Annotated in this window: 13 protein-coding genes and 7 pseudogenes; 10 read left to right on the top strand and 10 right to left on the bottom strand. The window is 51.4% G+C overall.

Annotated elements, in window-relative coordinates; genetic code table 11:
- Nucleotide 1 precedes the first annotated feature (1 nt).
- Together norR and ACMZI0_RS06800 are read left to right on the top strand one after the other, a co-directional pair.
- Nucleotides 2-1,516 (top strand): nitric oxide reductase transcriptional regulator NorR, encoded by a 1,515-nt coding sequence (norR, locus tag ACMZI0_RS06805; RefSeq protein WP_415672393.1) that lies wholly within the window; start codon nt 2-4, stop codon nt 1,514-1,516.
- A gap of 238 nt (nt 1,517-1,754) precedes the next feature.
- Nucleotides 1,755-2,641 (top strand): annotated as a pseudogene (locus tag ACMZI0_RS06800) (LysR family transcriptional regulator).
- Between the two features lie 69 nt (nt 2,642-2,710).
- On the opposite strand, the gene ACMZI0_RS06795 reads toward ACMZI0_RS06800, so the two are convergent.
- From ACMZI0_RS06795 to ACMZI0_RS06780, 4 genes are all read right to left on the bottom strand, one after another.
- Nucleotides 2,711-2,836 carry a hypothetical protein gene (locus ACMZI0_RS06795; protein ID WP_415672392.1) on the bottom strand — a complete coding sequence of 42 codons (126 nt, stop codon included), beginning with the start codon at nt 2,834-2,836 and terminating at the stop codon, nt 2,711-2,713.
- Nucleotides 2,837-2,856: 20 nt separating this feature from the next.
- Entirely contained in the window at nt 2,857-3,867 is a 1,011-nt protein-coding gene (locus tag ACMZI0_RS06790; protein WP_415672391.1) for an MFS transporter, read from the bottom strand.
- Between the two features lie 162 nt (nt 3,868-4,029).
- Nucleotides 4,030-4,683 carry an RraA family protein gene (locus ACMZI0_RS06785; RefSeq protein ID WP_415672390.1) on the bottom strand — a complete coding sequence of 218 codons (654 nt, stop codon included), beginning with the start codon at nt 4,681-4,683 and terminating at the stop codon, nt 4,030-4,032.
- A gap of 31 nt (nt 4,684-4,714) precedes the next feature.
- On the bottom strand, nt 4,715-5,359 hold the full coding sequence (locus tag ACMZI0_RS06780) for an RraA family protein (RefSeq protein ID WP_415672389.1): 645 nt from the start codon (nt 5,357-5,359) through the stop codon (nt 4,715-4,717).
- A gap of 345 nt (nt 5,360-5,704) precedes the next feature.
- Between ACMZI0_RS06780 and ACMZI0_RS06775 the strand changes: the two are divergent.
- The 3 genes and pseudogenes from ACMZI0_RS06775 (at nt 5,705) to ACMZI0_RS06765 (ending at nt 8,761) form a co-directional block, all read left to right on the top strand.
- A pseudogene (locus tag ACMZI0_RS06775) lies at nt 5,705-7,107 on the top strand (M24 family metallopeptidase).
- 604 nt (nt 7,108-7,711) lie between these two features.
- Nucleotides 7,712-8,143: a hypothetical protein gene (locus tag ACMZI0_RS06770; RefSeq protein ID WP_415672388.1), complete on the top strand. Its 432-nt coding sequence runs from the start codon at nt 7,712-7,714 to the stop codon at nt 8,141-8,143.
- 381 nt (nt 8,144-8,524) lie between these two features.
- Nucleotides 8,525-8,761: a hypothetical protein gene (locus tag ACMZI0_RS06765; protein ID WP_415672387.1), complete on the top strand. Its 237-nt coding sequence runs from the start codon at nt 8,525-8,527 to the stop codon at nt 8,759-8,761.
- A gap of 71 nt (nt 8,762-8,832) precedes the next feature.
- Here the strand turns inward: ACMZI0_RS06765 and ACMZI0_RS06760 are convergent.
- From ACMZI0_RS06760 to ACMZI0_RS06750, 3 genes and pseudogenes are all read right to left on the bottom strand, one after another.
- A pseudogene (locus ACMZI0_RS06760) lies at nt 8,833-9,803 on the bottom strand (MDR family oxidoreductase).
- Between the two features lie 193 nt (nt 9,804-9,996).
- A complete protein-coding gene (locus ACMZI0_RS06755; RefSeq protein ID WP_415672386.1) occupies nt 9,997-10,254 on the bottom strand; it encodes a TetR family transcriptional regulator C-terminal domain-containing protein in 258 nt (85 codons plus the stop codon).
- Nucleotides 10,220-10,666 (bottom strand): TetR family transcriptional regulator, encoded by a 447-nt coding sequence (locus ACMZI0_RS06750; protein WP_415672385.1) that lies wholly within the window; start codon nt 10,664-10,666, stop codon nt 10,220-10,222. Before ACMZI0_RS06750 ends, ACMZI0_RS06755 begins: the two co-directional genes overlap by 35 nt.
- 209 nt (nt 10,667-10,875) lie before the next feature.
- Between ACMZI0_RS06750 and ACMZI0_RS06745 the strand changes: the two genes are divergently transcribed.
- Together ACMZI0_RS06745 and ACMZI0_RS06740 are read left to right on the top strand one after the other, a co-directional pair.
- Nucleotides 10,876-11,253, top strand: coding sequence for a DUF2946 family protein (locus ACMZI0_RS06745; RefSeq protein WP_415672384.1), 378 nt, complete (start codon nt 10,876-10,878; stop codon nt 11,251-11,253).
- Nucleotides 11,254-11,554: 301 nt separating this feature from the next.
- A pseudogene (locus tag ACMZI0_RS06740) lies at nt 11,555-13,460 on the top strand (TonB-dependent copper receptor); the annotation flags it as partial.
- Here the strand turns inward: ACMZI0_RS06740 and ACMZI0_RS06735 are convergent.
- From ACMZI0_RS06735 to ACMZI0_RS06725, 3 genes and pseudogenes are all read right to left on the bottom strand, one after another.
- On the bottom strand, nt 13,457-14,287 hold the full coding sequence (locus ACMZI0_RS06735; protein ID WP_415672383.1) for a LysR family transcriptional regulator: 831 nt from the start codon (nt 14,285-14,287) through the stop codon (nt 13,457-13,459). The pseudogene ACMZI0_RS06740 and the gene ACMZI0_RS06735 sit on opposite strands and share 4 nt — an antisense overlap.
- An 88-nt stretch (nt 14,288-14,375) precedes the next feature.
- Nucleotides 14,376-15,648 (bottom strand): annotated as a pseudogene (glyA, locus tag ACMZI0_RS06730) (serine hydroxymethyltransferase).
- Between the two features lie 56 nt (nt 15,649-15,704).
- Nucleotides 15,705-16,526 carry a YggS family pyridoxal phosphate-dependent enzyme gene (locus ACMZI0_RS06725; RefSeq protein WP_415672382.1) on the bottom strand — a complete coding sequence of 274 codons (822 nt, stop codon included), beginning with the start codon at nt 16,524-16,526 and terminating at the stop codon, nt 15,705-15,707.
- 236 nt (nt 16,527-16,762) lie between these two features.
- On the opposite strand from ACMZI0_RS06725, the pseudogene ACMZI0_RS06720 reads away from it, so the two are divergent.
- From ACMZI0_RS06720 to ACMZI0_RS06710, 3 genes and pseudogenes are all read left to right on the top strand, one after another.
- Nucleotides 16,763-18,265: pseudogene (locus ACMZI0_RS06720) on the top strand (PLP-dependent aminotransferase family protein).
- 121 nt (nt 18,266-18,386) lie between these two features.
- Nucleotides 18,387-18,786: pseudogene (locus tag ACMZI0_RS06715) on the top strand (rhodanese-like domain-containing protein).
- Nucleotides 18,787-18,896: 110 nt separating this feature from the next.
- A complete protein-coding gene (locus ACMZI0_RS06710) occupies nt 18,897-19,526 on the top strand; it encodes a response regulator (protein ID WP_415672381.1) in 630 nt (209 codons plus the stop codon).
- Nucleotides 19,527-19,719: the final 193 nt, after the last annotated feature.

Below are 19,719 nucleotides of genomic sequence, written 5' to 3'. Positions count from 1 at the left end.
CATGAGTTTTTCCGTTAACGTCTTGGCGAAGATTGCCATTGAACTGCAAAGCGGCATCGGCCATAAGGACCGGTTTCAGCGTCTTATTACCACCCTGCGCCAGGTATTGGATTGCGATGCCTCTGCCCTGCTGCGCTATGAAACGCGGCAATTTATTCCTCTGGCCATTGATGGTCTGGTATCAGATGTGTTGGGCCGACGCTTCACTCTGGAAGCGCACCCACGGCTGGAGGCGATTGCGCACGCTGGCGATGTGGTACGTTTCCCCGCCGACAGCGACTTACCCGATCCCTACGATGGATTGATCCCCGGCCAGGAGACATTGAAAGTGCATGCGTGTATCGGCCTGCCGCTGTTTGTCGGGCAGAATCTGATTGGCGCGCTCACCCTTGACGGTCTGGCTCCGGATCAATTCGATACTTTCAGTGATGAAGAGCTACGCCTGATCGCCGCGTTAACCGCAGGTGCATTGAATAACGCGCTGCTGATCGAGCAGTTGGAAAGCCAAAACATACTGCCCGGCGCAGCTCCCGCATTTGAAAAGGCCACGCATACCGAGATGATCGGCCTCTCTGCGGGTATGACCCAGTTAAAAAAAGAGATCGAGATTGTCGCCGCTTCCGATCTTAACGTGCTGATCGGCGGAGAAACGGGTACCGGAAAGGAATTGGTTGCTCAATCCATTCATCAGGGGTCGGCCCGTTGTGCAAACCCGCTTATCTACCTGAACTGTGCAGCACTGCCGGAAAGTGTGGCCGAAAGTGAGCTCTTTGGGCATGTGAAGGGGGCCTTTACCGGTGCCATCAGTCATCGCAGCGGCAAGTTTGAAATGGCCGACAAAGGCACGCTGTTCCTCGATGAGATCGGTGAACTCTCCTTGGCGTTACAAGCCAAATTACTGCGTGTTCTGCAATACGGTGACATACAGCGCGTTGGTGACGATCGCAGTCTGCGCGTTGATGTGCGCGTGCTGGCGGCAACCAATCGAGACTTGCGCGAAGAGGTGCTGGCGGGGCGCTTTCGCGCCGACTTATATCACCGACTAAGCGTATTCCCGCTCCTGGTGCCTCCCCTGCGCGATCGCGGCGAAGATGTGATTCTTCTAGCGGGGTATTTCTGCGAGCAGTGCCACGTGCGACTGGGGTTGACCCGTGTGGCGCTCAGCCAAAGCGCGCATGCACTGCTGCTGCATTACACCTGGCCGGGGAATGTGCGGGAACTGGAGCATGCCATCCACCGCGCCATCATCCTTGCTCGCGCAGAGCGGGCTGGCGATGACGTTGTGCTGGAAGCGCGCCATGTTGCGCAGCAGGGTGAACCTGAGCGCCCAGTGCGGGAAAGCCGCGCCATAAACCAAACGCCCAACTTACGCCACGCCACGGAGGATTTTCAGCGCAAGGTGATTAACCAGGCACTAACGCAAAATGGACATAACTGGGCAGCCAGCGCCAGAGCGCTTGAAATCGATGTTGCCAATCTTCATCGATTGGCGAAACGATTGGGGATCAAAACATAACCATACTCAGCCAGCGCCATAACTCATGGCGCTCATTGGTAATGACGTGAGAAAATGGAAAACGTTATTTATTGTTACGCACCATTATTTATCACACTGAAATAAAAACACCGCGCTTAATAATTTAAAATAAAGGCGACATCACAATTTTTCCCATTCTCACACCCGTGATAATTTGAAAAAAAAGATTACTCAAGATATTATTAAATAACATTCTTACCACGATAAGAGCCTACCATTGAATATCAAACAACTGCGCTATTTTTGTAAAGTGGTTGAAACAGGGAGTGCCAGTCAAGCAGCAAAAATGCTCGATTTGGCACCTGCAGCAATCAGCATGCAAATTTCGGCACTTGAAAAAGAGCTTAACGGTGAGTTATTCAATCGTAGTTCACGTCCGATGACCTTAACCCGGCTTGGGGAATTTATCTATCAACGTGCGCCAGAGATCATTTTTAATATTGAAAAACTTGAAAAAGATGCCTGGCAATATGTTAACAGTAAATCTATCACGTTGACACTTGGGTTCGTTCGCTCCGTGATGTTTAACCTGATTCCAGAAACGATAAAATACTTCGCTGACACGCATGGCCATATAGAAATCAATCTGAAAGAAGTGCTTTCCGAGTATCAACCTGAATTGCTATTGAACCATGAGCTTGATATTGGCTTCACACGAGAAATGGATAACGATAATTTTATTGGCCATGAACTCAATCATGAACTGATACTGGTTGATCCTCTTATCGCTGCGATTCCCAAAAATCATTATTTAAGCAAGAAAATACATTGCGTGATTTTTGTAACTCACCGTTTATCATTTTCCCCAGCGATCCTAAAAGCGGTTACTCATTACGGGTATTTGAGAAATTCGATGAATACGGTATTCGTCCTGCCGTTTCTCATCGCGTCGTTGAAATTCATACGGCATTGGCGTTGGTAGGTGCAGGGCTAGACGTGACGTTGGTGGGCAAAACCACCATTCCCAATAATCGACAAGATATTATCTTTTTACCTATCGAAGATTTTCGCTGCCTCAGCTATATCTACGCGGTTTATAACCCGAAAAATACCAATCCTAATATTCAAGCCTTTATTGATACCATGAAAAAAATCGCTGAATAATACGGTGAAAAAAGGGAAGCGTAGACTCCGCTTCCCCGGCATTGAATCTTATCTCATCAACAGCGATTTTTATGCGTCACAGTTTTCCATCGGCTCATCAATGGTTACTACTACCAAAAATGTCAGTAGTGAAATGGCCGCCATAAACAGAAACACGGTATTCCAACCATAATGGTCAAGAATCAGCCCGGCCATAAAGGACGTCGCCGCACCGCCTAATTGCCCCCCATGTTGACAATGGCATTGGCAACCGGGAATTTATCTTTGGCCACAAAAGACATGGGATAGACCATGTAGGCAGAGAACCCAATGCTCAGCAACAAACCGGTCATAAACAGCAGTAGTGCGCACAACACAGGATTAGCAGGCATATAGAGCAGGCACAGCATCATCACCGATGTGGAAACAGCAGAGAGCAACATGCCCGGTTTTCTGCGTTTATCCAGAAGCGTATCAGAGAGGATGCCGCCCAGCAGATTACCCAGCACTGCACCGACCCAAGGTGCCGCAGAGACGAACCCCATACCGACCATAGAAAGGTTTTTTTCCGACAGCAGATAGGTGGGAATCCCTAACTGACAGCAATAGCCCAGGCCGCAGCCAAACACATTCCATGAGCGATACACTTGCTTGGTAGTGGTCACTTTAGGGGTATTACGTACCCGAATAAAGCTGTCCAGATAAGGTATCCGTTTGTAGGCTTTCTTCTCTTGTACCTGCGCCGTCGTCTGCTTTTCATTGATGATGTCGACTTCCTGTTGATTGACGAAGCCGGAATCAGCTGGCTTGTCTTTCACAAACAGAAACCACATGACTGGCAGGATCAGGCCCGGCAGGGCAAAGAATAAAAAGACCTCTTTCCAACCCCAATGGATGATAATAAACGAGCCAATGATCGGCGTTATTACCGGACCAAGCTTGATAGAAGAGAGAAAAATGCCGGAAGTGATGCCTTTTTCTTTCGAAGGAAACCAATTGTTAATGGTGGAGGTCACGCCAATAGGCAGTGGACCTTCGGCAATACCCAACAGCACCCGGCACACTTTCAGTTGCAGGATGGACCCGGCAAACCCCGTCAGCGCGGTCGCGATAGACGTCAGAATCATAGATGACGTGAAGACTTTTCTCACACCAAAGCGCGTAATCAACCAGGCTGAAGAGATCTGGATAAAGGCATAGGCCAACAGGAACAAGCTAACGAGCGCCCCGGCCTCCGCGTTGGTCATGTAAATTCTTTTCTGATAAACGGCAGCGCTACTCCCAGGTTGGCCCTGTCTGCCGCCGCAATGGTATAAATCAAGAAAAATAAGAAGGCGACCCACCACCGATGGTGGGTCGGTTTAACCCCTGATGCTGCCTGTTCTATATTCAGACTTATTTTCAAAACCTCATTTTAAATCGAGATAATCAAAGACGCGGTTTAGTTGCATTAATTCCGCCGTTGTTGCGCCATTGATAATTTTATTTTTATAGTTATTTTCTTTTTCCTCTCGAGCGTCGGAGAGTTTAATAACGTTATCAACCTGCTCCCGCTCAATGATTACCAGACCATCCGAATCACCGACAACGATATCACCTGACCGGATTATACAGTCACCGATAATCAACGCTCCATTGAGCGTACCTGGTTGTTTTTTCTCCGTGCCTCGAATAGAGATACCTCGGGCAAAGACAGGAAAACCAGATTCGATAATTGCATCGCTGTCTCTTACCGCACCATTGACAACCAACCCCGCCAGACCAATATGTTGCGCTTGTGTAGTAAGCACATCATCCCAAATGCCTGCGCCGATAAAACCATCACAATTAATAACCAGGACATCACCTTTCTTTGCATGCATTAAGGCATAGTGAACCATCAGGTTATCGCCGGGACGCATGTGTAACGTTAATGCAGGCCCCGCCATTTTCATGCCGCGAGCCAAGGGTTTTATTTCTTCAGACAATGCCCCAACGGCCCCTTGCGCTTCATAAACGGTTGCGCTTCCCAGTCGAATTAAATGTTCGACAACAGCGTCAGTCAGCGTATTTTCATTTTTCACGATATGGCCTTATTTATAAAGAGGGGTTGCGTTATAGAAGGTGATAATTATGCTTCTTTCTGGCGGCAGAAATAGACATCCAGGCCAGGGCATCATGAACAATTTGTTCTTCTATTTCTTTCATTTCCAATGCGCGATCGATCACCTGAGCAATATGTTTTTTGCCAATCACCACCACACCATCAATATCAGCCACCATCAGGTCACCATGATTAACTAAAACACCATAGATATTGACAGCACCGGCTACCGCAGCAACCTGAACCCGATCTTTTCCTGTACGCATATAATTACCACGGGCATAAATAGGATAATGCGCATTTATCGCTTCATCCGTGTCGCGGCTGACGCCATTAATAATGGTTCCGGAAACACCTTTAGCCGCAGCAACCTGACTTAAAATGCCGCCACACACGGTACAATCCTGACGACCCGCATTATCAATAACAACGACATCGTCCTTTTCAACCTGATCGATATAATCTCCCACCGAGCCGGGGTTATCGGGATCTACCGGCACATAACGGACTGTCCAAGCCCATCCGGCTATTTTTTGATTTCCCGTAATCGCCTTTAAACCCAGTAACGTTCCAGGCAAAGAAAAGAAATCAAGCGCGTCAGCAAGTTCCGGAGTGATCAGTGTTTTGGCCTTTGCTAAATATTCAGCATCATTCATTGCGAACCTCTCAAAAAAACAAAAACATTTCGCGCTAAATATCTGAAATAGCGACACAGGCCACAACGGTACATCGCTGAATCTAAGTTCAGAAAAAATGAATCTGGCCAAAAAACAAATATCTCACTTGATGAAACAAACGATAAAAACAATAAAATTCATAACATTAAAATAATTTTATTATATAAAAATAATTTAATTACTTACCGGCGATAACTAAAATGTGATCCGTCAGGAAATCTTTATTATCACCGGGTCAGGCACAGCGAGACGAAGCTACCTTAGGTTATAATTTGTTCATGCGACCAGAGACAGAATCTTTTCCCCCATTATTCAGAGGCGATCATGACAGTGAATGAACCGGAATCATACACACTGCAAGCCATTCCTCAGCCGGAAACCTACGCTTGTGTGAAAGCACTCCTCTTAGTGATGAAACCCAGCGAGAACGTCTGCGGCGTGTCCTGCACGGCATGCGTCAGCACGGTCTTGATGCGTTGGTTATCTATGCCGATAAAGAACATGGGGGAAATTTCGAATATCTGAGTGGATTTATTCCCCGCTTCGAAGAGGCGCTGCTGATCGTCGCGAAAAGTGGTGCCGCAACCTATGTCATGGGGAACGAAAATCTTAAGCTGGTACCTCACGCCCGACTGCCTGGTGCGGTTCTGCATGCCCCCTGTTTTTCACTCCCCGACCAGCCAATTCCACCCGATTTCGATCTCACTCAACTGCTTAAGCAGTCCGGCATTGCGCTTTGTAAGCGCGTCGGCATCGCTGGCTGGAAACATCTGACGTTAAACGGGCCAGCAGGTAAGGCCATGTTTGATATCCCACACTTTATTTATCAAAGCATTCGGGATGCATTACCCTCCGCCACGGCACTGGTGAATGCCACCGGCATTTTTATCGCACCCGACGCGGGCGTGCGCACCATCAATAACGCCAACGAACTGGCGCACTATGAATACGGAGCGAATCTGGCATCGACCGCCATCCTCAATGCGTTAAATGCGATAGAGATCGGCAAAACGGAAAAAGAGATCGCCGCATTACTGACAGTTGAAGGGCAACCTCATAATGTGGTTACCATTGCAGCCACCGGCGATCGTTTCGAGCAAGCCCGGCTCTATCCCGGTGATAAAAAGATAGCCCTGGGAGATAAGTTTTCCCTCACCACCGGTTTCAAAGGCGGGCTCTCAAGCCGAGCGGCCTATGTGGTAAAACATCGAGAGATACTGACTGCCAAAACCAATGACTATCTGGAACGTGTCGCCATTCCTTATTATCACGCCGTGGTATGCTGGCTGACCGCACTTCGCGTCGGCATCATGGGAGGAGAAATCTATGCCTTGATCGAGCATGTCCTGCCCAAGGAGAGGTTCAACTGGCACCTGAACCCGGGTCATTTAGTGGCCGATGAAGAGTGGCTCTGTTCACCCATCAGCCACAACTCACCCATCGCGCTTGCCAGCGGCATGCTGTTGCAAATTGATATTATCCCTTCAGTATCTGGCTATGCGGGTGCCAGCATCGAAGATACCGTGGCGCTTGCAGATGCAGACCTACGGGACGAAATAGCCTCAACCTACCCAGCATTGTGGCAACGTATTGTTAATCGAAGAAGGTATCTGGACGAGATATTGCATATTCCATTACATGCCGATGTGCTGCCGATGTCCAATACCGTCGGTTATTTGCGTCCTTTTCTGCTGGATAAACAAAGAGCGCTGGTATGCGGTGGATAACAGCCTGATCGTCTATTCCGATTAGCAGTTAGTACTATTGGGATAGTGTATCCACTATCCCAAGCGATGATTAATCGCCGATAAACACATCAATGAATTCAAAGCCAAAACAATTGAATTTTGAAAGAAACCAAGGAGGCTCTATCATTCATTACAGGCTCGTTCTTCACTTCGCATAAGGATGCGCCATGTTTAATCCTATTCTGAGTAACGGTCCATCGCTTCTCACATTCCCCCCTCTGGAAGTCGATAGACACAATACGATTAATCGCCAAAATGCAGATGACCCATCAGGCTCATCACACAGGAATATCAGGGAAAGTCTCAATATCATTTCGAATAATGTTGATCTATGCACAATGCATCGAACAGAACCGGCATGGGAGTCTACCTATTTAACGACACATATTTCTATTGCGGAAGGACAGCATTTAAGACATCTGAGAAATTCAGTAGATTATTCCTACAAGGTTTCGGACATTATACACAGTAAAAAACAGGCACTCCGTGAGTTAAAAAATATTTATACAGAAGAGTATCTCAATGGCTGGCCCTACTGGAGATATGGATGAATTAATAAATTCATTTAACCAGACAAAATTGTATGGAAAAATTCACTTCATTGATCTGTTTTCAATTTATGATTATGGCAAAGATGGCTATGTGGATATCAATAAAAAAACTCTTAACCCTTTCGCCGGATGCTTCGAAACCGACACAAATTGAGCAACTGGCGCTCAGCATGCACCATGTGGCCATGAAACAAGCCGATGATGATGAACACTTCAGCAACGCAGTTCCTTCATTCCGAGGGGAAGTAAGAAAAAACGATGATTTTCAGTTTATTGAAGAGGGTGACACTTTTTCCTCACCGCTATTTCTCAGCACCTCTGACGTTCAAGAAGTTGCGGAATCATTCCTCAACGCCAAGGAAACACTAAAGCAAGGAGAAATAAATGTACTTTACACCATAGAAGAAATCACCCCCTACTCAGGTATATTCATTTCAGAAATAATGAATGACAAAGAAAATTAATTTTTATTCCTCCCTGATGTGAAGTTTATTATTACTGAAAAACACTACAATGAAGAAAATAGTACTCTTCACTTATCGATGCGCCAGTTACATATCAGCAAACACGATTTTTTCGTTCGGTTAAATGCACTTATAAAAAGAATCACCTTCACAGGTGATTTGCCAAGAAAAATGAATGATATAACGTTAACGTCCCCCCAATAAAAAACGCCAAGATATAGATGAATACCTGACCGCAGCAAAAACGCCAGAACAGGCTATGGTTCTGTTACGTAAGCTAAATGAAGACGCATCAATGCGCGCGAAAAGTGCTGTCAAACATATGCTGAAAAATTATACCGAGAAACCGTAACAAATAAAAAAAGAAAAATGGATGAGGTAATGGATCCTGATTCATCATCAACGGTCTTTGCTCAAAATACACGTAAAAATTGGAAAATAGAGCATAAGCTGGAAAAAATAAAAGCATTCCGGGCAAAATATGAAATGGAGAAAATAGAGCAACGGCTCAGTGCCATTCGGCAGTTTAATCTCGACAGGTATACGGCTGCACAAGGCAGAGAAGCCCGCAAAGAACAGGATTTCGCGTTACCTTCTCCCCCCTTGCCAAAACAGTAGCCATAGCAAGGTGTCGAAGAAGACATCTGGCCCTTCCCGATAACGGGGCGGGCCAGTCATCCATCAAATCATCAGCATTTAATCACTGCACGGCCTCGCACCTTACCCGCCAGCAATGCCTCAGCAACATCAATGGCCTGCGTCAGTGGGTATTCCGTCGTTAACGCAGCCAGTTTTGCCATCGGCAGGTGTTTACAGGCTTTCTCCCACAGTGCAGGGCGTTTTTCCGTACTCACCATCACACTGTCGATACCTTGCAAGGTGACGTTGCGCAGGATAAACGGCGCAACGCTCGCCGGGAAATCCAGCCCTTGTGCCATGCCACACGCGGCAACCACGCCGCCATACTGAATACTGGCGCACACGTTAGCCAGCGTATGGCTGCCCACGGTATCCACAGCCGCCACCCAGCGCTCTTTTTGCAGCGGTTTACCCGGCGCACTCAGTTCAGCACGATCGATAACTTCACTCACCCCCACCTCGTTACGCAGCCAGTCAGCCTCTGCCGGGCGGCCCGTGGAGGCCACCATTTGATAACCCAACTGCGCAAGAATGAGGGCCGCGTAGCTGCCCACGCTGCCGCTGGCACCCGTCACCCATCCTCCGGTTTCACCCCATGGTTAAGCACAGCTTCGACACAAAGCATCGCGGTAAACCCAGCCGTGCCGATCGCCATCACGTGCTTGGCATCCGCGCTCTGCGGCAGCGGCGTCAACCACTCAACACTCACCCGCGCCTTACCTGCAAGGCCGCCCCAATGTTTTTCCCCAACGCCCCATCCGGTCAACAGCACCTTGTCACCGGCTTTGTACGCCGGGTTAGCGCTTTCTGTTACCGTGCCAGCAAAATCGATACCGGGTACCATCGGGAATTTACGCACGATAGGGCCACTCCCCGTGATGGCCAGCGCATCCTTGTAATTGATGGAGGAGTAGTCGATGGCGACAGTAACGTCACCCTCCGGCAATGCGCTTTCCTCTTGCGCCACCAGCGCCGTATGGTAGTTACCTTCAACCTTGTCGATCACTATTGCATTGAACATGTAAACCTCGTCTCCGTATCGTTCGCCCGTGGCGGGAACAATTCATTAATTTAATTATTGACCGATCGTCTATAAATTAATATCAAGGTAACGGTCATCACTTTGCGTTTCAAGCGAAGCGCCGCAACCGGCATTGAAGAGTGAGAAAAGTTTGTTATTTATCAATTTCTCGGCAGTGAAAAGCACGCTGCTGTCAGCGCGATACTTCATCATCCGAGTGATAACCGAGGGCATGCGAAAAGAAGTACCAAAATTCATTAAGCGGTTGAGTGGATTGGTACAGTTTGGCTCTCATCACCGCCCCTTCCCAACCGCTCCAGAACATCTCTGCCAGTTGCTCGGGTGACGTCGCAGTGCGGATTTCGCCTGTGGCCAGCGCAGCCCGCAAACAGGCTCCCACCAGCCCTTGCCATGCCTTAAGAATCTGCTGCAACTGCCCTCTGAAACGCATCGGGCAATCCTGACGCTTCCTGCATCAGGTTGCCCACCAGACAACCTCGAGTGAAGGCGTATTTCTGCATGCCTCGGCCCACATCTGCCACAAAATGGCTGAGCCGTTTCATCGGCGTCACAGACGCATCTGACAGGAATTTATTCAACTTATGTTGAAAAAAGCTGTCATAGGAAGCGAGCACCGCGCGCCCATAATCCTCTTTATTTTCAAAATAGTAATAAAAAGAACCCTTGGGAACACCGACGTTTTTCACGATGGCATCGATACCGGTGGAAAGAAAGCCATTTTGCGTCAGCAACGCCAACCCACTGCGAATCAATACTTCGCGCGTGTCTTTATAGCTCGCATTATAGCTCGCATCGGTTTTTGGCGGTCGCCCTCTGCCGCGTGGCGCAATGTCCGTACTCAAATCAGCCTCCTGAAACCCACTGCTAAAATCATACACCCATGACCACAATACCACTATGCCAGGCACGGAGGGGTTATGTCGGATGCAGCAATGTTCAACCAAGTATGACATAAAGCAAGAAATCGATAATATAAGATAATATTTCTCATTCTCATCATCGCTCCTGCGATAGACTACGCCTCTGTTTCCACTCTGGTTTCTCTTGCCCGATGATCGTTTCACACGTAACGACACAAAAAAGCGCAGCATTACTGGCAGTGCTACTGCTGTTTGTCGCTCCAGTGATATCAAAGGGACGTGCCGATCGTATGCCATTACCGCAAACCCGCGAAATGGCGATGAATCATCACGGCGCAACGCATGCTGCTCACGATCACGCCGCCATGATGCAGGAAGAGGGGTTCGCCTGCGGCTACTGTGAACTGCTGGTACATGTCCCCTTTATCGTCGGCATATTTATGTGGCTGATGGTCCTGTTAGCTCGGGCACCGCCACTCCCCCGAGTTCTCCCTCCGCTTTGCCCCCAGCTTGATGCCACGCATCTTCCGCGTGTGCCGCCGCGCCTTCATCTGTCACCCACAGCGTAAATTCCCCTTTCCACAGTAACCGGTTATCGGGTTAACACCGTGGACATGTCGTGCCCGCAAACCTCGCGCTTATGGGCCAGGGATATTTCATCTCGTTCGAAACGCATATCTGCCTTTTCGCAACGACATAACCTTTTTATCCACCGGGATCAGGTGGCTGCCGATCGTGGCGTTTGTCATACGCACGGTCGAAGACAGGTGAAAATAATGAACAAAACTATAATGTTAATCACATTACTGGCGGTATTCAGCTCCTTACCGCTTCAGGCAACGACCCGCGAAGAAAGCGCAATACCATCACGATGAAGGCGATGTGATGACGGTAACGGCCCCGGTCTATTCGCCGTTAACCATCGTGACCTCCCCAAAAACGCCGCGCCAACCCGTCCCCGCCAGCGATGGGTCGGATTACTTGAAAACCATCCCCGGCTTTAGCCAAATTCGCAATGGCGGCACCAACGGTGACCCGGTGTTTCGCGGCATGTTTGGATCGCGTTTGCGGTTGCTCACCAACGATGGCGAAATGCTCGGTGCCTGCCCGGCACGAATGGATGCACCCAGCTCTTATATCTCGCCGGAAAGTTACGATGTACTCACGTTAATTAAGGGGCCACAGAGCGTGTTATGGGGGCCGGGTAACTCCGCGGGCACGCTGCGCTTCGAAAGGTTACCCCCTCAGTTCACGCAGGCTGGCGTCAAAGGAAATGTCAGCCTGCTGGCCGCCTCCAATCGCCGCTGGGATCAAAATGCGGATATCAGCGTCGGCAACGAGCAAGGCTATCTACGACTGACGGGAAACAAATCCCGCGCCAACGACTACAAGGACGGTGATAACCGCCGTGTGCCCTCAAAGTGGGATAAGTGGAACAGCGATATCGCACTGGGGTGGACGCCAGATAAGGATACACTGCTGGAACTTTCCGCAGGCGATGGCGAAGCACGCTACGCAGGGCTCAGCATGGATAGCTCGCAGTTCAAACGGGAGAGCCTGGGGCTGCGTTTTGAAAAGAGCAACATTGGCCCCCTGCTCGATAAGTTCGAAGCCAGCGCCTATTACAATTATGCCGACCACGTCATGGATAACTTCAGTTTGCGCACGCCGGGCAGCATGTCTATGGGAGGCATGGGTATGTCTATGCCGATGGCAATGGCAATGCGTCTGGATCGCCGAACCGTCGGCGGCAGGATGATGACCACCTGGCTGTGGCAGGACTACCAGTTACAAACGGGCGTCGATACCCAGTTGAATACCCACCGCAGTTTGGACAATGGGCGCTGGGACAAAGATGCCCGTTTCCACAATTATGGCCTGTTCGGTGAACTGACCAGGGAGGCCAGCGCACAAAACAAGATTATTGCCGGTACGAGACTGGATCGTGCGCAGGTGGATAATTTCACCGCAGCAGAACAACCCAGCCGCAGCGCCACGCTGCCCGCCGGCTTCCTGCGCGTAGAGCACACTGTCGCTTCATTGCCGTTGATGGTCTATGCCGGGGTTGGCTACACCACACGTTTCCCCGATTACTGGAAGCTTTTCTCGCCTAAACGCGGCCCCGGAGGCAGCACCAATGCATTAGATGATTTAAAAACGGAGAAAACCACCCAGTTGGATATCGGTGCTCAATACCAAGGGGAACGCCTGACCAGTTGGGTATCCGCTTATGTGGGTCGGGTGAATGATTTTATTCTGTTTCGTTACAATGCCAACAATGCCCGTATAAGTCAGGCGGATAACGTCAATGCGCTCACCCTGGGGGGTGAAACCGGCTTGAGCTATCAACTGACCGATCATTGGAAAACGGATGCCAGCCTGGCTTACTCTTTGGGCTGAGAACCGTTCAGATGGCCGCCCTCTGCCGCAAATTCCGCCGCTGGAAACACGCTTAGGGCTCTCCTGGGAATCTGGCAACTGGAGCAGCGGCGGCTTGCTGCGACTGGTCAGCAGCCAAAGTCGGTTAGCGGTTAACGAAGGCAATGTGGTAGGTAAAGATTTCGGCAGCAGCAGCGGTTTCGCCATTTTCTTTGCCAATCTGGCGTATAAAGTCACTGAGCAGGTGAAGGTCGGTGCAGGCGTCGACAACCTGTTTAACACCGCCTACAGCGAGCACCTGAATCTGGCGGGTAACAGCAGCTTCGGTTATTCCGCCAATACCACGGTGAATGAGCTGGGAAGAACCTTCTGGGGAAAAATTAATGTGACGTTCTAAACCCATGCAGATGCCGGCGGCACGCTCGTCGCTGGCAATGAGAGCAACGCATTGAGCGCCGCGATATCTTGGTTATCCAGCAATGGATTTTTCATCGCCAGATACACATCCAACGCATCCATGAAATCCGGTACCACCGTCAGTTGATGCGCTTCGGCAATCGCTTGCGACACCATGCCCACGCCACCCTGGCTTTTCATTAATGACATACTGACTTGTTCACTTCCGGAATCGTAAACCGCTTTCCCCTGCACCCACGGCTGATACATGGCCACAAAGCGCTCGAACACACGAACATAAGCGCATTCCGCCACCGGTTTGATCAACGGAGCCAGTGCCAGCGTGGTGCCCGGTGCCATCGCCGCCACGATCGGCACTTTCAGTGCATCAATCAGGTACATAGGGTCATCACATTGCGCCGGACAGCCAATCACCATCCCCATGTCTGCATCGCCATTGGCCAGTTTGGTTAGGTTTTCCGGCGATTCAGAACTGCTAAATACGATGCGATAACCGTGCAGCGTATCCATCATAAAGTTCATGATGCTGTGGTTAATATCCAGTGAAAACGTACTGTTCAGCGCGATGTGTAGCGTCGTTGGCGCATGCTGGCGCAACTGATCAACCTTGCGTTGCAGTTGCTCCGCCGTTCTGACCATCGCCATGATTTCTGGCAGCATGTGCTGACCCTCCGGGGTCAGCGACACACCCTTGTTAGTACGGTTGAGCAACCGGAACCCCATGTGTTGTTCCAGTTTTTTGATTTGCGCCGTCAGCGATCCTAACTGGACGATTTTTAAAAAGTGCTTCAGTACTTTGCTGTCCATACGCTACCCGGCCACCTTGATTGTCCCGTTATAGCAGCCGTCGTTATCCTTTTCAACGCAGCGTAGGGGGGGCTTGGCTTACCGTCAGTTATCGGTAGACCGGATGGCAACAACATAAATCCACCACCTGCTTACGAACCCGATCGCGCACAGCCCTCTGTGCACTTTCACCGTTCTCCAGCACATCCAGTACATCACACAGCCAGCCGGCCAGTTGTTCACACTCGGTGGCGCCAAAACCGCGCGTGATTACCGCCGGTGTGCCAATGCGCAACCCGGAGGTGACAAAGGGCGAACGGGGATCGTTAGGTACGGTATTTTTATTCACGGTGATATAGGCATCACCCAGCGCAGCATCGGCGTCTTTGCCCGTGTAAGCGCGGTCTGAGAGGTCAATCAGTATCAGATGGTTGTCAGTACCGCCCGAGACAATCTTGTAACCACGCTGTTGCAGCACGGCCGCCATGGCGCGGGCATTAGTCACCACCTGACGCTGGTAGGTTTTGAACTCAGGACGCAGCGCCTCCTTGAAAGCTACGGCTTTGGCAACAATAACGTGCATCAGCGGTCCCCCCTGAATACCGGGAAACACGGCAGCATTGAGCTTCTTGTAGAAATCCTCACTTTGCCCTTTGGCGAGGATGATGCCGCCGCGCGGGCCGCGCAAGGTTTTGTGTGTCGTACTGGTTACCACATGAGCATAGGGCAACGGATTGGGGTATTCTCCCGCAGCCACCAGACCTGCAACATGCGCCATATCCACCCAAAACACAGCCCCTACTTTGTCGGCGATGGCACGCATCCGTGCCCAGTCTTTGTGGCGCGAGTAGGCAGAAAAGCCCCCCGATCAGCATTTTAGGTCGCGTTTCCAGCGCAATACGCTCCATCTCGTCGTAGTTGATAAGCCCCGTCTCGGGATCGAGCCCATAGGGCACAATCTTGTAGTGACGGCCCGAGAAGTTGGACGGATTGCCGTGCGTCAGGTGCCCCCCCTGAGCCAGATTCATGCCCATCACGGTATCACCGGGGTTTGTGAGTGCCAGAAACACCGCCGCATTGGCTTGAGCGCCCGCGTGAGGCTGCACATTGGCATAGTCGCAGTCGAACAACACCTTGGCGCGTTCGATGGCTAAGCGCTCCGCCACATCGACAAACTCACAGCCGCTGTAATAGCGCTTGCCTGGGTAACCTTCGGCGTATTTGTTGGTGAACACGGAATTTTGGATAGCCATCACCAACGGACTGGCGTAGTTCTCAGAAGCAATCAGCTCGACGTGCTCCTCCTGACGGCGTTCTTCATTCAGGATGGCATCCGCCAGCTCAGGGTCGACATCGGTCAGGGTAAGGGAAGCGTCATACATGGCATTGTCCTCTAAATTGAAATAGTCGCATTTGATTCATCAGTGGCGGATGGGCATTATTGCGATGGCTCTCCGGGCCAGTAATGGCTGTCAGGCAGCGCGCGAGCGCCGAAGATGGCCTGTCCAACGCGCACCACGGTGGCGCCCTCTTCGATCGCTATCTCGAAGTCACCCGACATCCCCATCGATAGCGCATCCAGCTCAATCTGTGCGGGAGCACTCTGCCGCAATTGATCGCTCAGGGTGCGTAATAGCACAAAGCACTCGCGTACTCGTTCAGCCTCACTGGAAAAGCGCGCCAGCGTCATCAATCCACGCACGCGCAACGCGCTGAAGGTGGGCAATGCCTGAATAAATGCCGACACGTTCTCGGGCGCGAGGCCATATTTGCTCACCTCACCGGAGGTGTTGACCTGCACAAACACATCCAGCGAACGCCCTTCACTTTGCAGACGACGATCCAGCGCTTCGGCGAGTTTCAGGCTGTCCAGCGCCTGAAACTCGGTGGCGAAACGCGCCACCAGCCGAGCCTTATTGGTTTGCAAATGGCCGATAACAGACCATTGCAAATCGGTCAGATCCTGCATTACCTCCCACTTACCCAACGCTTCCTGCACCTTGTTTTCACCCAGCATGCGGCAACCCGCCGCATACGCCATACGCAGGTTGCTTTCGGGTTTGGTCTTGCTGACCGGCAGCAGACGCACCGTGGCAGGATCGCGCCCCACGCGGTGACAGGCCGCCTCGATACGCGCCTGCACCGCCGCCAGGTTGTGCCGGAAATCCTCAACGGTCGTTGCCTCAGGATAAAGGCCGTGGCGATCGTGATGGGTCTGCGTGCTCTCAAGAACCGATGAGCGTGAAGTAGAAGATGACATGGCCTGACACTAACTCCTGAAAAAGGGAACAAACGGGTTGTACCTATTAGAGGTTGCACACAACCCCCTTTTCGATATGTCCGTGTTTCCCGGCGAATCACGACGAGGGGCGCTCCGGCGGCTTACGCCGCTACGACCCCACCGCCGCACTTCACCTAACAACGGACTTTGCCATTAACCTGAAATAGGTTGTACCCGTTATTTATAGCTCTAAAATGGCCTGAACCACCCCACCAATTAGCCGAAGAGATACAGACCAATTATTTAAACATGCCCAGCTTGAATCGGTCAAAGCCTGGATCGGCGATCCCGCACAGCACGCCCTGCCGCTGCATGTGCGCATACAACGGGCTGTACGTCAGTTGATCCTCGATGGCGTTTTGGATGTGGGCAGACCATTGCCCGCATCGCGCGCATTGGCAACGTCTCTGGGCGTTTCCCGCGATACCATCGAATCGGCTTACGGGCAGTTGCACGCAGAAGGCTTCATTGAGCGACGTGTGGGCAGTGGCAGCTTCGTCTCTGAACGAACACGGCGTTTGCCAGGACGCGGCAAACCCCGGCGAGCGGAGGCTGACAGCGGGACGCCGCGCCTCAGCCAGCGTGGTAGCGCGATGTTTCAGGGCGGTGGCGTACGCGATTTTCTCATCTCTCGCCCTTTTGCACCGGGCGTGCCGGAAACGCGCAGTTTCCCACTCGCCATCTGGGAACATCTGGAACGGCAGGTACTGAAAGAATATGGCACTCAGGCATTGCTGCACAGCCCACCTCAGGGCATGGAGCCACTGCGCCAGGCCATTGCCAATCACGTGAATCTGGCGCGTGGCGCACGCGCAACACCCGAGCGGGTGCTGGTGCTGACCAGTTCCCAGCAGGCATTGACTCTGTGTGCCAATGTCTTGCTTGATGTGGGCGACAAAATCCTCCTCGAAGACCCGCCTACCACGGCGCGCGCAAAGCATTCGATGCTGCTGGTCTCATCGGTGTGCCGGTGCCTCTGGATGCCGATGGCGTAAGAGTGGATCAGCTTTTTACCGCCGCAGCTTCTTCTGAAGTACCGCTCAGAGCGGTGTTTCTGACGCCTTCACACCAGTTTCCTTCCAGTGCAACGCTGGCCTTGGATAGACGGCTGGCTGTCATTGAATGGGCCAGACAACACCAAAGCTGGATTATCGAGGACGATTATGACAGCGAGTTCCACTATGCAGGCAAACCCACCGCCTGTGTACAAGGACTGGACCTGCACGAGCGCACGATCTACATCGGCACCTTCAGTTCCCCGGCCTGCGTATCGGCTATATGGTGCTGCCGCCGTCGCTGGTGGCACCCATGACCGTGGCCCGCACCCTGCTGGATGGCCACAGTGCGCCCATCCCCCAGCTCACACTGGCGCGCTTTATCGAAGATGGTCACTTTGGTGCCCATGTGCGCACCATGCGCCTGCTGTATGCCGAGCGACGTGATGTGTTGGCACGGCTGGTGCGACAGCATCTGGCCGATATCGTGGAGCCCTTGGTGCCCAGCGGCGGCATGCAGATGCCCTGCGTGTTTATCCCGAACGTGAGGTGGTAGAGTGCGCCCGCCAGGCTGGTGTCGACCTGCTGGGGCTATCGACACTCTCTGCATTGCATCAACACCGCACTGGCTTTCTGATGGAGTTCGCCGCACACACGCCCTATGAACTGGAGATCGCCGTAAAAACGTTGGCAAACGTCCTCAAAAAAAATTCATATGCCTGAAAAACAATTGAATTTACCGCATTAACAGACCTGTTATTTTCCCGCTTACGGCAAGGGCGTCTATCCACGCTCTTTGTGCTACATCACGTCGTGCTACATCACGTCATAAAAAGGGGAAATCATGTCCATCACTGAACAAATCAACTACTACCAGCAAAAGCTGACGTTTGAAATTGACGCTGCCGACCTGCACTGGGCGCGCCAGCAAGGCAAGAACCTCGTGGTGGTTGATGGCCGGCAGCACAGTTATTATCAAATCGAGCATATTCCCGGTGCCGTCAATTTGCCCCATCGAGAACTCTCGTTCGATACCACCACGGCATTGGACAAATCGGGTACTCTACATCTGCTACTGCGACAGTATTGGTTGCAATGGATCGACGCAAACGGCACTCAAGCTGTTAATGCTGGGATTTGAAGTCAAAGAACTGATCGGCGGGCTGGATTGGTGGAAACGTGATGGCTACCCCATTGAAGGCGATCAGGGGCAGGCAAAACACCCTTTGCAGTGCGGCTGTTAACCCATCGCCAGCAAATAGTGTTAACCTCCCAACAATTTATCGATCGGTGGTTGCTGTAACCGTGTTTTCCTGCGCATGATGCAGAAAGTTTTCATGACTGTTACAGCAACATGATTAATGTAGCCTTGATTGACGACCACGTAGTGGTGCGTTCCGGTTTTGCCCAATTACTTTCACTCGAGCCTGATATGCAGGTGGTCGGGCAATATGCCTCGGCTGCCAGCGCCTGGTCGTCACTGTTGCGCATGAATATTGATGTGGCAGTGATGGATATTGATATGCCAGACGAGAGCGGGCTAAACCTACTGGCGCATTTGCGACAAAAACGCCCGGATTTTCGCGCCATTATCCTCAGCATTTACGATACCTCCGCGTTTGTGCAAAGCGCGCTGGATGCGGGCGCACGCGGTTATCTCACCAAACGCTGTGGCCCGGAAGAGCTGGTGCAGGCACTGCGCGCCGTGCACGCGGGCGGTACTTATCTGTGCGCCGATGCGATGCGCGCCCTGCGCCACCCGCCGCAGAAATCAGATGCCTTACATGAATTGACGCCGCGCGAGCGCGAGGTGTTCGATCTGCTGGTGGCTGGTGTGAGCGTCAAAGCCATCGCTGAGCGTCTGGCGCTGAGCCATAAAACCGTGCACGTGCACCGCGCCAATGTGCTCGGAAAGCTGCAATGCGAATCCACCATTGAACTGGTGCACTTCGCCTTGCAACACCAACTGATCAATAAAGCGTAATACGACCATGTCTGCACTACGGCGTTGTGGATTGATGCTGTTTCTGGCGCTGTTTTATGGCTTGAGCTGGCTGGCATTGTGGACCATCAGCTTCTACCTCAATGATAACGGCCAACAGGCGGCGTTGTTATTGCCACAAGGGCTACGTCTGGCGTTACTGATTCTGCTGACACGCCGTTACTGGCCAGTGCTC

It is taken from the genome of Symbiopectobacterium sp. (assembly GCF_047692315.1).
Taxonomy (GTDB): Bacteria; Pseudomonadota; Gammaproteobacteria; order Enterobacterales; family Enterobacteriaceae; genus Symbiopectobacterium.
The sequence above is the reverse complement of the archived record's forward strand: the minus strand, read 5'-3'. Positions and strand labels throughout refer to the sequence as shown.